Origin of the sequence: Bacteroides bouchesdurhonensis (genome assembly GCF_900155865.1) — a bacterium.
Taxonomy (GTDB): Bacteria; Bacteroidota; Bacteroidia; order Bacteroidales; family Bacteroidaceae; genus Bacteroides; species Bacteroides bouchesdurhonensis.
Genome location: NZ_LT707006.1, coordinates 4,973,383 through 4,988,568, shown reverse-complemented (window position 1 = coordinate 4,988,568; position 15,186 = coordinate 4,973,383). Strand labels below are relative to the sequence as shown.

Annotated in this window: 14 protein-coding genes and 2 tRNA genes; 8 read left to right on the top strand and 8 right to left on the bottom strand. The window is 38.0% G+C overall.

Features of this window, described 5'->3' with window-relative positions:
- Window positions 1–97: 97 nt before the first annotated feature.
- From CZ225_RS21465 to ribD, 6 genes are all read right to left on the bottom strand, one after another.
- A complete protein-coding gene (locus tag CZ225_RS21465; RefSeq protein ID WP_077155433.1) occupies window positions 98–613 on the bottom strand; it encodes an OmpH/Skp family outer membrane protein in 516 nt (171 codons plus the stop codon).
- A 56-nt stretch (window positions 614–669) separates the two neighbouring features.
- Window positions 670–1,185, bottom strand: coding sequence for an OmpH/Skp family outer membrane protein (locus tag CZ225_RS21460; protein ID WP_077155432.1), 516 nt, complete (start codon window positions 1,183–1,185; stop codon window positions 670–672).
- 25 nt (window positions 1,186–1,210) lie between these two features.
- Window positions 1,211–3,853: a BamA/OMP85 family outer membrane protein gene (locus CZ225_RS21455; protein ID WP_077155431.1), complete on the bottom strand. Its 2,643-nt coding sequence runs from the start codon at window positions 3,851–3,853 to the stop codon at window positions 1,211–1,213.
- 30 nt (window positions 3,854–3,883) lie between these two features.
- Window positions 3,884–4,618 (bottom strand): isoprenyl transferase, encoded by a 735-nt coding sequence (locus CZ225_RS21450; protein WP_077155430.1) that lies wholly within the window; start codon window positions 4,616–4,618, stop codon window positions 3,884–3,886.
- A gap of 14 nt (window positions 4,619–4,632) precedes the next feature.
- Complete coding sequence (locus CZ225_RS21445; protein WP_077155429.1) at window positions 4,633–6,117, bottom strand: BamI family beta-barrel-assembly machinery protein; 1,485 nt, start codon at window positions 6,115–6,117, stop codon at window positions 4,633–4,635.
- A gap of 133 nt (window positions 6,118–6,250) precedes the next feature.
- Complete coding sequence (ribD, locus tag CZ225_RS21440; protein WP_077155428.1) at window positions 6,251–7,297, bottom strand: bifunctional diaminohydroxyphosphoribosylaminopyrimidine deaminase/5-amino-6-(5-phosphoribosylamino)uracil reductase RibD; 1,047 nt, start codon at window positions 7,295–7,297, stop codon at window positions 6,251–6,253.
- A 51-nt stretch (window positions 7,298–7,348) separates the two neighbouring features.
- Here ribD and prmC point away from each other — a divergent pair, with 51 nt between their 5' ends.
- From prmC to CZ225_RS21405, 7 genes are all read left to right on the top strand, one after another.
- Window positions 7,349–8,185: a peptide chain release factor N(5)-glutamine methyltransferase gene (gene prmC, locus CZ225_RS21435; RefSeq protein ID WP_077155427.1), complete on the top strand. Its 837-nt coding sequence runs from the start codon at window positions 7,349–7,351 to the stop codon at window positions 8,183–8,185.
- Window positions 8,182–8,664 (top strand): regulatory protein RecX, encoded by a 483-nt coding sequence (locus CZ225_RS21430; RefSeq protein WP_077155426.1) that lies wholly within the window; start codon window positions 8,182–8,184, stop codon window positions 8,662–8,664. Before prmC ends, CZ225_RS21430 begins: the two co-directional genes overlap by 4 nt.
- Window positions 8,665–8,743: 79 nt before the next feature.
- Complete coding sequence (gene pyrE / locus CZ225_RS21425; protein WP_077155425.1) at window positions 8,744–9,382, top strand: orotate phosphoribosyltransferase; 639 nt, start codon at window positions 8,744–8,746, stop codon at window positions 9,380–9,382.
- 100 nt (window positions 9,383–9,482) lie between these two features.
- Window positions 9,483–9,893, top strand: a complete 411-nt coding sequence (locus CZ225_RS21420; protein ID WP_077155931.1) for a polyketide cyclase — start codon at window positions 9,483–9,485, stop codon at window positions 9,891–9,893.
- 23 nt (window positions 9,894–9,916) lie between these two features.
- Window positions 9,917–11,257, top strand: a complete 1,341-nt coding sequence (argH, locus tag CZ225_RS21415; RefSeq protein ID WP_077155424.1) for an argininosuccinate lyase — start codon at window positions 9,917–9,919, stop codon at window positions 11,255–11,257.
- 92 nt (window positions 11,258–11,349) lie between these two features.
- Window positions 11,350–11,422 (top strand) — tRNA-Gly (locus CZ225_RS21410).
- Between the two features lie 14 nt (window positions 11,423–11,436).
- A tRNA-Leu gene (locus CZ225_RS21405) sits at window positions 11,437–11,520 on the top strand.
- Between the two features lie 132 nt (window positions 11,521–11,652).
- On the opposite strand, the gene CZ225_RS21400 is transcribed toward CZ225_RS21405, so the two are convergent.
- The gene (locus tag CZ225_RS21400) at window positions 11,653–12,606 is read right to left on the bottom strand and encodes an ISAon1 family transposase (RefSeq protein WP_449374845.1); all 954 of its coding nucleotides are present in this window, start codon (window positions 12,604–12,606) and stop codon (window positions 11,653–11,655) included.
- Window positions 12,607–12,631: 25 nt separating this feature from the next.
- Window positions 12,632–12,994 carry an ISAon1 family transposase N-terminal region protein gene (locus CZ225_RS21395; RefSeq protein WP_077153107.1) on the bottom strand — a complete coding sequence of 121 codons (363 nt, stop codon included), beginning with the start codon at window positions 12,992–12,994 and terminating at the stop codon, window positions 12,632–12,634.
- Window positions 12,995–13,423: 429 nt separating this feature from the next.
- On the opposite strand from CZ225_RS21395, the gene CZ225_RS21390 reads away from it, so the two are divergent.
- The gene (locus CZ225_RS21390; RefSeq protein ID WP_077155423.1) at window positions 13,424–14,947 is read left to right on the top strand and encodes a PCMD domain-containing protein; all 1,524 of its coding nucleotides are present in this window, start codon (window positions 13,424–13,426) and stop codon (window positions 14,945–14,947) included.
- The last annotated feature ends 239 nt before the right edge of the window (window positions 14,948–15,186 follow it).

The following is a 15,186-nucleotide window of genomic DNA, read 5'->3' as shown; positions in this document are numbered from 1 at the left end:
TGCAATTTATATACGCAAATGTACATGAAAAAAGGGAAAGGGAAAAGAAGTATATACTTCTTTTCCCTTTCCCTTTTGGTATTTTTTAGCTTATTGCTTATTTAATGCCCAATTGTGCTTTTACCTTCGAGGTAAGATTAATACTTTGTGCTTCATTAATATAAGGTATAGCAGTTCTGGCAAGATCGAAAATGTAGATCACACCTTCAGCAGCACCAACAGCTTTAATGGCATCATCTAACTTTTTATAGATTGGAGCCATCTTGTCGCTCTGTGCTTTTTCCATGTCTTGCATTGCTTTTTGACGAAATTGGTCAATCTTTTGACTCATGTCTTGCAATTCATTCTGTCTTCTTTCAGCAATGTTGGCAGGAAGTGAATCTTTAGCCATTGCTTGTTGGAATTCCTGATACTTCTTGCTGAATTCTTCGCTAGATCTTTGTAATTCGTCAGAGAGTTGTTTTTCTAATGTTTGGAGCTCAGTCTGAGCTTGAGTAAATTCAGGCATCACGGTAATAATCTCTTGAGCATTAATATGACCGAATTTCAAATTTTGTGCAAATACACCCATTGGAAGTGCAAGCAACATTACAAGTGCAATTTTTTTTAGCATAGTTCTATTATTTATTTGAATGATTTTTTAGTTATTTCCGATACAAATGTATGAAATTAATTTGAATATCCTAATTTTCTCAACACTTCATCGCTTATATCTATTCGTGGGTTTGCAAAAATGATACCTGTTGCAGAGGCTCTGTCCATCACAAGATCATATCCATGCAACTGTGAAAGCTCTTTCACAACATCATAAATGTCATCTTCAATAGGGGCAATTAGCTCCTCTCTCATCTTTACAAGTTCACCTTCCGGACCGAAATAAGTACGTCTCAATTCAGCTGCTGCTTTTTCTTTCGCTACGATCTCATCTTCTTTTTTAGTCTTTTGATCGGCAGAGAGAGTCGCAGCTTTTGCCTGATAATCCTGAAACATCTTTTGCGCTTCTTTGACTATGGCTTCTACCTCTGCTTGATATTTTTTCGTAACTTCTTGCAATTGCTCATTAGCACTTTGATAGGCCGGAATATTCTTGAGAATATATTCCGTATCAATCAGTGCAAACTTTTGTGCACTGGCTGCCATACTGATGGCAAACAGTAGCATGATAGATAGAATAGACTTTCTCATAACGTTTAGTTTTTTATGATATAATTTAGAACTCTTGTCCTAAAATAAAGTGGAATTGGCTTCCACCGTATTCTCTGGAACCATTAATCTTGTCGAAGCCATACCCCCAGTCGATACCCATCATACCAACCATTGGCAGGAAGATACGTACACCGAAACCGGCAGAACGTTTCAAGTCGAACGGATTGAACTTCTTGACGTCGTGCCATGCATTACCAGCTTCTAAGAACCCTAACACATAAATGTTAGTACTTGTTTCCAGCATAAGCGGATATCTTAATTCAAGGCCTAAACGGGCATAGGCATAACCTTCTTCTCCCCATGGAGTCAATGAACTGTTTTCGTAACCACGCAAAGCAATACTTTCTGTTGCATAGCTTGAATAACCCGTCATACCGTCACCACCTACGTCGAATGTTCCGAATGGAGATTTCTTATATTTATTATAGTGGCCTACCAAACCGAATTCTGTACGTGTCATCAATACCAGAGGCTTTTTGTATTTCTGGTAATCCATTAATGAAGTATAGGTTTTAGCTTTGAACTTCCATTTGTGATATTCTACCCACTTATAGAGTTTATCAGCATTCTCCTGAGAGCTAACCGAGCCACTTTCATTATAGTAACTCTTATAGTCTTTTCCGCTAAACAATGAATACGGAGGTGTTAATTGAACTGATAATGAGAAATCCGAACCGCTACGTGGGAAAATAGGACTATCATAAGAGCTACGGGCTAATGTTAAGTTGAGGCTAAGGTCATTACATTTACCATTCTGTACGATGAAATATCTCCAATCCTTCAAAGTATAACGTTGGTAAGCTAACTCTGCAGAAAGGGTGAAGAAGTCATCCGGCCAGTTCAAACGTTTACCCCAACCGGCAGAAAGTCCCCACATCTTAATGGATTTATCCGGGTCGTAATAATTTTCATAACTGTTGTAGTTATTGTAATTGTAACCGTAACCGCCATAAGACATGTAATTGTAATAGTTATTGAAATAGCTAGAGTTGTAATAACGGTCACTGATATCAGTCTGTATAGAGAAGAAGGCTGATAAAGAGAATGAATTCGGACGTTTGCCACCAAACCATGGATCGAAGAACGAAACACTATAAGATTGATAGTATTTAGCATTCGTTTGTCCACTGATAGTCAATGTCTGACCATCACCTTGAGGCAAAATCCCGCGATAGTTTTCTCCTGGATGCAATAAGTTGGCAACTGAGAAGTTTGTGAACTTCAAACTCAATTTACCGATAATACCGGTTTGTCCCCAACCAGCAGAGAATTCTACCTGGTCATTGGCCTTAGAAGTCAATGGTAAACCTATGTCTACAGTTCCGTTTACTGGATCCGGCTGAATATCCGGTTGTAGATTTTCAGGGTCAAAATGTCCCATTTGCTGAATTTCACGCAAAGAACGCATTAAGTCTTCTTTACTGAATAACTGTCCCGGGCGGACACGAAGTTCACGGCGAACTACATTCTCATATAAACGGTCGTTACCACTAATCTTTACTTTATTGATGGTTGCTTGGCGACCTTCATAAATTCTCATTTCAAGGTCGATCGAGTCACCTACAATGTTTACTTCAACTGGGTCAAGGCTATAAAACAGGTAACCATTATTATAATACAGATTACCGATAGCATCGTCATCGGAAATTATACGTTCGTTCAATAATTTCTGGTTGTATACATCGCCCTTCTTCATACGAAGCAGTTCATTTAAAACTTCAGATGCATAAAGAGTGTTACCCACCCATGTTACATTGCGAAGGTAGTATTTTTGACCTTCGTCTATTTCCATATAAATATTAATGGTCTTGTTGTCAAATTGAGAAATGCTATCTTTTACAATCATAGCATCACGATATCCCAATTCGTTATATTTGTCTATGATTAACTGCTTATCAGCTTCATAGTTTTCCGGTACAAATTTCTTGGTGCGGAACAGGTTGTGAAGTTTACCTTTTTCATTCGTTTTCTTCATAACCCGTTTTAGTTTGGATGTCTTGATAGCGTTGTTACCAACAATTTGAATTTCGTGCACTTTCACTTTTTCTTTCTTGTCGATATTTACGTCCACAATCACTTGATTCTCATTGGCTGGGTCATCCTTTTGGTTGATGATTACTTCAGCGTTTTTAAATCCTTTGTCGTCAAAGTAACGTTTAATTAATATTTTGACACGGTCTATAGTATTCGGAGTAATCTGCATACCCTTTGCCATGCCCACTTTGGCTTCCAGATCGGAACGTTCGGACTTCTTCACTCCGTTATAGCGTATATCAGAAATACGGGGGCGTTGTGTCAGTTTGATTTTTAACCAGATTTTGTTACCCTCAATTTTTTCGGCGGTGATCTGAACGTCCGAGAATAAACCATGTTTCCAATAGTTTTTGATGGCACCTGTTATTTCATCACCAGGAACAGAGATTACTTGCCCGACTGAAAGACCGGACAAACCAATCAATACATAGTCTTCATAATTCTTCACGCCTTCGACTTTGATGTCTGCTATTTCATACTTCTTAGGGGTTCCGGAGTATAAGATAACCGGTTTAGAGTCTTCTTCTGTGTTGGCATTCTGCGCAAAACCTGTTGCTGCAAAGCAGAACAGGCAGATAAACGTTACGAATATAAAGGAAATACGATAATGCATTTATTTTATAATTTGATGTTTCAATTTATGTTAGCTGATTTGTTCACTTGTCTTGCCGAAACGACGTTCTCTTTGTTGGTACTCATAAATAGCTTTCCTGAATTCTTCATTATTAAAATCAGGCCAAAAAGTATCACAAAAGTAAAACTCCGAGTAAGCACATTGCCATAACAGGTAGTTGCTCAACCGGATTTCCCCCCCTGTTCGGATCAGTAGATCCGGATCAGGCATAAAACTAGTTGTTAGATGGGAACTAATATACCCATCCGTTATTTGTTCGGGAGTAATCTCGCCGTTTTTTACTTGTATTGCAATTTGCCGGACTGCCTCAGAAATTTCCCAGCGGGAAGAATAACTAAGAGCGAGAACCAGGCACATTCCTGTATTTTTACTTGTGTGTTCTATGCAGGCAGATAAACTATCTTGTACCTCTGTTGGTAATTTCTCAAAGTCGCCAATGACGCGGAAACAAATGTTGTTTTTCATTAGTGTTTCCTCTTCGATTGAGTTCAATAATAGATTCATCAAAGCTGCAATTTCGTCTTGCGGGCGATTCCAATTTTCGGTAGAGAAGGTGTATAAAGTCAGATACTTGACTCCTAAACGAGCTGCTTCCTCGGTGATGTTCTGTACGGTTTCTGCACCTGCTTGGTGACCGAAAGTACGTTCTTTCCCCTGTTGCTTAGCCCATCGTCCGTTACCATCCATAATGATAGCTACGTGTTTGGGTATCCGAGTTTTGTCTATTTGCTCTATATAGGACATGGCAAACGTCTAAATTATTGTTTGGGAGATTTAGCTAGGTCGAACCAAAGTTGGTTTAAACGACCGCGCCATACTTCTGAATCATGATTGTATGGACCTCTATCTACTAGTGTATTATTTCCTGCAACTTTTATGTTCTCTGAAAATGTTACGCTAGTTTCATTGCCGAAAAGAATATATATATATTCATTCTTAGTGTCTTGTATAGTTGTATAGTTCTTTCTGCCTCTGAACTCCGGATCATCAATAGAAGGTCGGAGAATAACGCCACTTGCATTCCAGTTATAATTGGGGAAAGAAAACTTAGTAGCTTTTTTCCATACAAGTCCTGATTTAGAAACGTAGAATGACTTAAACTCATCTCCAAAAATATAGAACTGATCGTTATAGTAAATAATAGATGGGTTTTCTATTTCCGGGCAACTACTGGTAATATTATTGGGAGCAAAAGATACCCAAATATCTCCCATGTATCCCCATGGGACGATTGTTTTTGTGTTGCTATCTCCTACCGTAGGCTGATTCTCACATTTTCCAATAAGCATAACTCCTTCACGATTTGTTGCTGTAGAATAAGTCGTATAAGATATATTTCCAATTGGGAAGTCTTTAGGAACTTCTTGCAGTTGTTCTTCATCTGTGGTTTTGGCCTTTTTTATTTCAATTGTTGAATTGAAATACTTTTTGCCGTTGATCGATTCAATAAATGTTATTTTATTGCTTAACGGAGCAAGGAGCAGGTTCACAGATCTATTGCTAAAAAGTTCAGAAGCAGTCCATGTCGTTCCATTGGTAGATTCATAAACAATTCCATCATTGGTACTTGAAGTAGCATACAACTTTCCATCGTAAGATAATATGGACGTTGGAAGGGTGCTATTGAACATATCACCTTCTACTAAAGCTGAAGTCCATGAAGATTTGCTTCCGATTTGTCTCCGAAATACATTTAATTTTTTATTAAATATCGTATAGTTGAGAATATCATCACCTAGAATAACAGCTTTTTGCTCTCCGGTGATCGTATTGTCAATTCCTCCCATATAGTTCCAACTCAAAGAGTCGGGATCATATTTATGTACCCGTACATCAATGGTATATGTCTTAGTCTGCTGATAATTTGGAGCGTATACTTTTATGGTAACAGGCTTCCTTAAGTCCATTGAATCCATAACTTGATTGCCGTCCATAATAATGATGGAATCCAGATCATCTTTGTTCTTCATCGTTATGATTCCCGACGCAGTGGTCAAAGTCTTGATAAGTATTCTATCGATAATAGTGTCAGCGTGTACAGGTAGTGAGTCTTCATTATAGATTTCACCCTTTTGCTGGTCTATTGTGAATTTATAGTTGATGCCATAAATAGTGTCGAGTTCAAACGCATGTATAGTTGCATCCGGACTATATTCTATATCGTTATCGTCGCCAAAGCAAGACGTTATAACGAATGACACCATGAAAAGACTCGCAATGATTGATAAAAACTTTATTCTCATTTGAAAGATTGTGTTTATTTACAAGTTGCAAAAATAGAAACATTTTTCCCGATAAAGAACATTCTAGGCAAGTTTTATATAAAATTATAGATAATAACATTGATTTTATCGACCTAAAACTCCTTGAATAGGACTATCTTAGCTTATTCTCTTGGATATAATGCATAATCGTCCTGTCGAAATGCTTTTCTATTGAATAACTAAAATTATTGCTTATTTCAGGTGCTTTAACACCGGAACAAAGTATGTGAGGACACTGTTCAACAAAAATTTCATCCCAAAGATGGGAGTTGATAAACGTTTGCAATAGTTGTCTTCCCCCTTCTACCAGCAACGATTGTATCTTATGTTGGAACAGGATACGCATCATTTGTGGTAGAATGTCTTGTGTAAAATCAATTTTGATATACGTAAGATTGTGCAGGCTTGGGTGTTCCTTTTCTGTGAAAATGAGAGTTGCTACACTTCTGTCAAATATGTGGAGAGAAGTGGGTAGGGACAGTGTGCGATCTAAAACGATTCGTACTGGGTTTTTCCCATACCAATTGCGGACAGTTAATGAAGGGTCATCCAACATTGCAGTTCGTCTGCCTACCATTATAGCGTTGTTTTCTGCTCTTTTTTTATGTACCAGCATAGTCGAAAGGGGGGAGGAAAGTGCAACTGGAATTCCGTCTGTTCGTTCCCTGTCAATAAAGTGATCGACAGATTCGGCCCATTTGAGTGTGATATAAGGGCGATGAAGTGTATTAAATGTAATAAAACGACGAATCAGTTGTTTGCATTCTTGCTCTAGTACTCCCACGATGACTTCTCGCCCTGCTTCGCGTAACTTTTTAATCCCACGCCCGGATACTTCCGAAAAAGGGTCTTGGCAGCCGATAACAATACGTGGTATTTGTTTTTCAATGATCAAATCTGCACATGGGGGTGTTTTCCCATAATGTGAACAGGGTTCTAGGCTGACGTAAATAGTCGACCGCTTTAATAAGGAGGTGTCTTTTACGGAACGTATAGCATTGACTTCGGCATGAGCTTCTCCGTAACGTATGTGATACCCTTCACCGATAATACGCCCATCGCACACAATGACGGCACCTACCATTGGGTTTGGTGCTACATTACACAAACCATTTTTTGCTAATTGAATGCAGCGTTTTATATATTTTTCTTCTTCCATTGATGGTCTTCGATTTATTATTCTTAATTTTGCACTCCCAAAAATGTAATCATGAACCATATCACTGCATACATCCGTCTATCATTAAAAGATATTTATCCACCGGAAGAGGTAAGAGCTCTCACGATGCTAATTTGTTGTGATATATTAGGATTCGATGCACTTGATATTTACATGGGCAAAGATATAACTTTATCCGAATGCAAACAGCGTGAATTAGAAAACATTATATTCCGTTTGCAGAAAAATGAGCCGATACAATACATTCGTGGAATTGCTGAGTTTTATGGAAGGCAGTTTCGAGTAGCTCCAGGGGTATTAGTCCCTCGGCCGGAAACGAGTGAACTTGTTGATTTGATTATAAAGGAAAATCCCGAAGCTAAAAGCATATTAGATATAGGAACAGGAAGCGGTTGCATCTCAATCTCTCTCTCAAAAGAGTTGCCGGACGCTATGGTTACGGCATGGGATATATCTGAAGAAGCATTAGAAATTGCACGTTGGAATAATGAACGTTTGTCTGGACGGGTGATATTTGAGAAGCAGGATGTGTTGTCTGATAGTGGATCAGAAACACAACGGTATGATGTGATAGTAAGTAACCCTCCGTATGTGACGGAAAAAGAGAAAGCTGATATGGATCCGAATGTGCTGGAATGGGAACCGGACCTGGCTTTGTTTGTACCAGATGATGATCCGTTACTCTTTTATCGCCATATCGTAGTGCTGGCCCAAAAACTACTAAACCAAGGAGGAAAACTCTATTTCGAAATCAATCAGGCTTATGGGGCGGAAATGGTTCGCTTATTGGAAATGAACCATTATCATAATATACGTGTTATAAAGGATCTTTTTGAAAATGATAGAATAGTTACAGCTAATCGATGAGTGCACAAATAACTGAAGAGGAAGCTTTAAATAAGGTTGCTTCCTATTGCTCTTCTGCCGAACATTGCCGGGCAGAAATAAATGATAAATTACAACGATGGGGAATCGCTTATGAAGCTATCGCCCGCATCCTTGGTCAGTTGGAAACCGAAAAATATATTGATGATGAACGGTATTGTCGTGCTTTTGTCAAAGATAAATTTCGGTTGGCAAAGTGGGGTAAAATAAAAATAGCCCAAGGACTTTATATGAAGAAGATTCCCTCAGATACAGCTTGGCGTTATTTGAATGAGATTGATGAAGAAGAATATCTTACGATATTAAAAGGATTGTTAGCATCCAAACGTAAGAGTATTCATGCGCAGAATGAATACGAGCTGACCCAAAAACTCATTCGCTTTGCTATAAGTCGTGGATTTGAGATAAAAGATATCAAACGTTGCATAGAAGTATCGGAAGAGGATATATACGAAGAATGAAAAAATAAACGATTTTCTTCTTTTTAATTCCATTCTATTTCTGTAATTTTGCAGCGAATAATTAATAGTTAGTTTAGTTATGAAAAACTTAGAGAGACTGTTCGCGGAGAAATTACTGAAGATTAAAGCAATTAAACTTCAACCAGCCAACCCTTTCACATGGGCTTCTGGATGGAAATCCCCCTTTTACTGCGACAACCGTAAAACTCTGTCTTATCCTTCTCTTCGTAATTTTGTGAAGGTTGAAATTACACGTTTGGTATTAGAACGATTTGGACAAGTAGATGCGATTGCAGGTGTGGCAACAGGTGCTATTCCTCAGGGAGCCTTGGTTGCCGATGCATTGAATCTTCCGTTTGTATATGTTCGTTCTACTCCTAAAGACCATGGATTGGAGAATCTAATTGAGGGAGAACTTCGTCCGGGTATGAAAGTTGTAGTTATAGAAGATTTGATTTCTACCGGAGGTAGTAGTCTGAAAGCTGTAGAGGCTATTCGTCGTGACGGTTGTGAAGTAATTGGTATGGTTGCTGCTTATACTTATGGTTTCCCTGTTGCGGAACAGGCATTTAAAGATGCAAGAGTTCCTTTGGTGACTTTGACCAATTATGAAGCTGTGCTTGATGTAGCACTTCGTACAGGTTATATCGAAGAAGAAGATATTGTAACGCTGAATGAGTGGCGTAAAGATCCGGCTCATTGGGATGCTGGAAAATAGAGTATCTTTTTGATAAAAATATGTATAATGTAAGAAAGAACCATCCGGGTAGTTTTTAATTCGGATCGTTCTTTTTTTGTTTTTTATAAATCAAGTATATATGGCTAATTTTGAGAGTAGTGTGAAGATCATTCCCTGTAGTCAGGAACGTGTGTATGAGAAACTTTCCGATCTCAGTAATTTAGAGAAGATTAAAGATCGTTTGCCGGAGGATAAAGTGAAAGATATCAGCTTCGATACTGATACACTTAGTTTCAGTGTGACTCCTGTAGGACAACTGATATTGAAGATTGTGGAGCGTGAACCATGTAACTACATTAAGTTAGAAACCACTAATTCTCCACTTCCTTTCAGTCTTGTAATTCAATTGATGTCGACAAGTGAAGAGGAGTGTAATATTAAAATAGCCATTAGTATGGAAATTAATCCTTTTATGAAAGCGATGGTACAGAAACCTCTTCAGGAAGGATTGGAAAAGATGGTTGAGATGTTGTCCCTCATTAATTATTAATAAAGAAACACCTTCTTAAATATATGGCACAGAAACTTTGGGAAAAATCCGTTCAGGTGAATAAGGATATTGAACAGTTCACGGTGGGACGTGATCGTGAAATGGACCTCTATCTTGCTAAACATGATGTGTTGGGCTCGATGGCACATATAACGATGCTTGAGAGCATCGGTCTGTTGACAAAGGAAGAATTGGCTCAGTTGCTTGCTGAACTAAAAAATATCTATGCTTCTGCTGAAAAAGGTGATTTTGTGATTGAAGAAGGAGTAGAAGATGTACATTCGCAAGTTGAATTGATGTTAACGAGGCGTTTGGGGGATGTTGGAAAAAAAATTCATAGTGGCCGTTCTCGCAATGACCAGGTTTTGCTTGATCTGAAACTCTTTACACGCACTCAGATTAAAGAGATAGCAGAATCTGTAGAGCAACTTTTCCATGTGTTGATTCGTCAAAGTGAACGCTATAAGAATGTACTGATGCCGGGATATACCCATTTGCAGATTGCAATGCCGTCATCATTTGGCTTATGGTTTGGTGCATATGCTGAGAGTTTGGTAGATGATATGCTTTTCTTACAAGCTGCATTTAAGATGTGTAATCGCAATCCGTTAGGTTCTGCTGCCGGATACGGTTCTTCGTTTCCATTGAACCGTACGATGACAACTCAATTACTCGGTTTTGATTCTTTGAATTATAATGTAGTATATGCCCAAATGGGGCGTGGTAAAATGGAACGTAATGTGGCATTTGCCTTAGCATCTATTGCCGGAACTATTTCCAAACTTGCATTTGATGCCTGTATGTTCAATAGCCAAAACTTCGGTTTTGTGAAATTGCCGGACGAATGTACGACAGGTTCTAGTATAATGCCTCATAAAAAGAATCCGGATGTATTTGAACTGACTCGTGCCAAATGTAATAAGCTGCAATCACTACCTCAGCAGATAATGATGATTGCCAATAATTTACCTTCCGGTTATTTTCGTGATTTGCAGATTATCAAGGAAGTCTTTTTACCTGCTTTCCAAGAACTGAAAGATTGTTTGCAAATGACGACATATATTATGGAGGAAATTAAGGTCAATGAGCATATATTGGATGATGATAAATATCTTTTGATTTTTAGTGTTGAAGAAGTGAACCGATTGGCTCGGGAAGGAGTGCCTTTTCGTGATGCATATAAAAAAGTAGGTTTGGATATTGAGGCTGGTAAGTTTACTCACAGTAAAGAAGTTCATCATACGCATGAAGGCAGTATTGGCAATCTTTGTAATGCTGAAATTTCTGCTTTGATGCAACAAGTAGTCGAAGATTTTAATTTTTTTGGTATGGAAGCTGCCGAAAAAGCTCTTCTTGGTCGATAAAATGAGAATTTGGAGGATTGTTTTTAAACTTTCCTCCGAAAAGATTTGGCAGAAAGAACAAATCTCCTTATCTTTGCACCCGTTGAAAAAACGCGGAAATAGCTCAGTTGGTAGAGCATAACCTTGCCAAGGTTAGGGTCGCGAGTTCGAGTCTCGTTTTCCGCTCTCTTTGAAAGGATGCTCGAATGGTGGAATGGTAGACACGAAGGACTTAAAATCCTTTGGCCATTGCGGCTGTGCGGGTTCAAGTCCCGCTTCGAGTACGAGTATTCTTGATTAAAAGCTCTGTAAATCATTGATTTACGGAGCTTTTTGTTTATATGCCTGTCATGGAGCTATCCTGTCTCTAGTGCTGATTAAGGGGTCAGTCCGAAAATCCTGTGGGTATGTTAAATCTATACAGTTAGTTTGCATAATCTAAAAATAAAGAAAGGTATATCTCCGACTCCCCTAAACTGTGCTCTGAAGGCTTTGATTTTTGCATTGAATGATTCTGCAAATGCATTCGTTTCCCTGTTAACGAAATAGTTTAGTATTGTTTCATAATAGTTCTGCATGGTATTCGTTACGGTTCTGAAACATCCGTATCCAAGCTTTTCTATCTTATTGTACCACAAGGCAAGCTTTCCACGTGCCACATCCTTGTCATAGTGCTTATTGTATATATTGGTCAACTCTATAGCCAAGTCGTAAACTGATTTCAGTTCCGGATAATGTTTGAATATGATTTCCGCACGTATTCTTTGGGATTCAGTCCATTTGCTAAAATGCTTGACAAGTACATGCTTAGCCCTTGCCAGCAGCTGCTTACGGGTATCGCCATTGGCATATCGAAACGGAACATAGTCTATACCCTGCTCCCTGCACCGCTGAATTTCATCGTTCTCCAGATCCCGTGCCATCCAGCGATAAGTAATCCTGAGTTCATCAATTGCCTCATAAAAGAGCTTCTGTACATGAAACCGGTCATTGGTCATAGTGGCGTTGGGAAAAGCCGTTCGGACAATCCGCATCATGGTCGGCGAAAGGTCCAAAGTGACCTCCTTGACCGTCTTGCGCTTGGAGACATGAATCATTTCAAGTACCTTGATGACGTCTTCAGACTTCGTGCCACGTATCATGGCCACAAGGGTGCCTCTGCCACCACGCCCCGCACGGTTAGTGACAACAGTATATAATTCTCCGCAGCTCAAGGAAGTCTCGTCAATACAAAGGCTGGGACCCAGGTTCTGCTTGAACAGGACATAGTCTGTGGCATGGTCCAACTGGTCCCACTCTCTGTATGCGCTGATAAACTCCTTGTACTGTGAAGCTAGCTGTTTACCGTTTACCCCATAAGCATCTGCTATGGAGCTTATACTGGCCGCCGTAGTTTCAATCTTCTTCTTTTAAAAAAGCAACGAACTCAGGAGTGAGTTTCGTCCCTTCGGCAGTAAGATCATCGTAGGTATAGGAAAACGTTTCCCCGCTAGCCTTGTCATACCAGCGGCGACGTCTTACGTGGAGATAAACCGGTTTGCCACGAAGAGGAAAGTCCTGGATAACTTTCTCATCTGTAAAACCATGTGAAATCACAGTTCCACTCTTGTAATCGGAACGTTCCAGGTAGTTCTTTTCATCAAGCCAAACTTCGATTTTGGCAGAGTCGTCATGCCAACCGGAAATCTCAAAATACTCCATTAAAACTTCGGGGAAGATGACTCGTAGTAACTTATGTAGGGTGCGACTAGAATTCATTGGATTGTTGTTGTTAAAATCTAACCGCAAAGATAGATTACTTTCGCGTATTAACATAACATACCCACAGGATTTTTGGACTGACCCTGATTAAGCTGGTTTTTGGCTTGATTTATGCGACTTATGTAAACCAAGATGTAAACCAGAAAATTCTATTTAAGTGAACCAAGTTGTAAACTGAAAATGTAATGTTATGTAGAGATCTTTGTTACAGATTCTTGGGTTTAAATGATTCGTAAAGCATTGAAAGCCATTTTATTGAATATGAATAAATAGTCAATAAAATAGGGGGAAATGATTGTTTGTCTTTAAAATATTAAAGATGGAACATAAAATGTAAAAAACAGACCTTGTAAAGGATTTATTAATTTGTTTATTTTGTACCCATTTCCTGTGTTAAAAATAGCTTAATAACTAAATATAAAGATTATGAAGAGAAATTTGTTTTATTTATTTGTATTATTGTGCTTAGCCATGTCATTTACTGCATGTAGTGATGATGATAAAACGCAATATATTCAAGATGGTGAATTTGATGGTGTATATTTAGGTACACTTGATGTCGATGCTGGTGATCTGGGCAAAGAAAGTGATATTCCCCAGAAGATTTATATTTCAAAGACTGGTGAGAACCAAATAAAAATGGAATTAAAGAAGTTCTCTTATCCAGGTATTGGAGAATTAGGTGATATAAAATTAGATGGGATTAAAGTAGTAAAAGAAGGAAATAGTTGTTCTTTTACAGGTGCTGGAGTCGTGAAATTATTAGTTGGCGATTGTAATTTGAGCGTTTCAGGGTTAATCAATGATGGAAAATTGACAATGAATATTAATGTATTAGTTGCTGTTTTGAATGTTGATGTTAATTTTACAGGTACAAAATTGGCTACTGATAAAAGCTCTGAAGCTAATATATTGACTTACTCATTTGATAATGATTTAGTTATTAATCAACCTGTAATTGATGGTACTGATATTACTTTTATTGTTTCGGATGATATTACAGATGAGCAATTGAGTACATTGATTCCTACGTTTACAATTTCAAAAGGTGCTGTTGTTGATAAACCGAGTGGTGTTGCGCAAGATTTCACAAGTCCTGTTATTTATACAGTTACATCTGAAGATGGTATTTTTAAGAAGCAGTATACTGTATCAGTTGGTGGAAAGGAGATTAATATAAAACTAGATGAATGGACAACAGTAAATACTGAGACAAGTGGTTCTAATGAATCTTTTCAAACTCCTATAGGTAAGTATGGCACTAGCAATCCGGGATTAATGCAAATTAATGATATGTTTGGTCAGATTGGTGTTACATTTGATTATCCTGTCATTCCAGTAGAGGGAAAAGAAGGAAAAGCAGCTCAGGTTAAAACTATTTATACCTTTATCTATCAAAATGATATGGACTTTAACGAGGCTTTTGGAGGTATGATCCCTTACGTCACTTCTGGTTCTCTGTTTACTGGCTCTTTCAAAACGGATATGTTGAATCCTTTGAATAGTACTAAATTTGGTGTTCCTTTTGTAGGAGAACCTGCTACACTTTCTGGATCGTATAAATATACTCCTGGTGATATTTATTATGATAATAAAAATAAGGTTATAACAGATAAAACTGACGAGTTCTCTATTTATGCAGTGTTGTATGAAGAAGCTTTAGATGAAAATAATAATAATATACCATTAACAGGAGATTATAATGATGAGAATGTTTATATTGGTACATCACCACGTATAATAATGCGTGCGGCTTTAGAATATGACGGACCGAAAGATGATTGGACTGATTTTTCTATACCTTTCAAGCTTCTGGAAGGTAAAACCTATGATCCTTCTAAGAACTATTATATAGCTGTTGTTTGTGCTTCAAGTGCAGAAGGAGATTTTTATCAAGGTGCCCCGGGAAGTACTTTAATTGTTGATAATTTTAAAGTTACTCCTAGATGACGTGATTGATTTTATGATAATTAATAAGGGACGTCTAATGGCGTCCCTTATTTGTTGTATTGATGCTACTTGTTTGGGGAGTGCTTGTAAATGATATACTCCTTAAGAACAAATGCTAAATAGCTATATTTACAATTAAAATTATATTGGGAAACAAATGCTCAGGAATTATGGTTACTATTAAATAAAATATTTTCTCTTATTCTTCTTTTCTTGTATTAAGAATAGAACACAAAATG

Bases quoted from the DNA above. Each gene is read 5' to 3' on its own strand.
- CZ225_RS21465 (WP_077155433.1), bottom strand. From the start codon at position 613: ATGCTAAAAAAAATTGCACTTGTAATGTTGCTTGCACTTCCAATGGGT.
- CZ225_RS21460 (WP_077155432.1), bottom strand. From the start codon at position 1,185: ATGAGAAAGTCTATTCTATCTATCATGCTACTGTTTGCCATCAGTATG.
- CZ225_RS21455 (WP_077155431.1), bottom strand. From the start codon at position 3,853: ATGCATTATCGTATTTCCTTTATATTCGTAACGTTTATCTGCCTGTTC.
- CZ225_RS21450 (WP_077155430.1), bottom strand. From the start codon at position 4,618: ATGTCCTATATAGAGCAAATAGACAAAACTCGGATACCCAAACACGTA.
- CZ225_RS21445 (WP_077155429.1), bottom strand. From the start codon at position 6,117: ATGAGAATAAAGTTTTTATCAATCATTGCGAGTCTTTTCATGGTGTCA.
- ribD (WP_077155428.1), bottom strand. From the start codon at position 7,297: ATGGAAGAAGAAAAATATATAAAACGCTGCATTCAATTAGCAAAAAAT.
- prmC (WP_077155427.1), top strand. From the start codon at position 7,349: ATGAACCATATCACTGCATACATCCGTCTATCATTAAAAGATATTTAT.
- CZ225_RS21430 (WP_077155426.1), top strand. From the start codon at position 8,182: ATGAGTGCACAAATAACTGAAGAGGAAGCTTTAAATAAGGTTGCTTCC.
- pyrE (WP_077155425.1), top strand. From the start codon at position 8,744: ATGAAAAACTTAGAGAGACTGTTCGCGGAGAAATTACTGAAGATTAAA.
- CZ225_RS21420 (WP_077155931.1), top strand. From the start codon at position 9,483: ATGGCTAATTTTGAGAGTAGTGTGAAGATCATTCCCTGTAGTCAGGAA.
- argH (WP_077155424.1), top strand. From the start codon at position 9,917: ATGGCACAGAAACTTTGGGAAAAATCCGTTCAGGTGAATAAGGATATT.
- CZ225_RS21395 (WP_077153107.1), bottom strand. From the start codon at position 12,994: ATGAATTCTAGTCGCACCCTACATAAGTTACTACGAGTCATCTTCCCC.
- CZ225_RS21390 (WP_077155423.1), top strand. From the start codon at position 13,424: ATGAAGAGAAATTTGTTTTATTTATTTGTATTATTGTGCTTAGCCATG.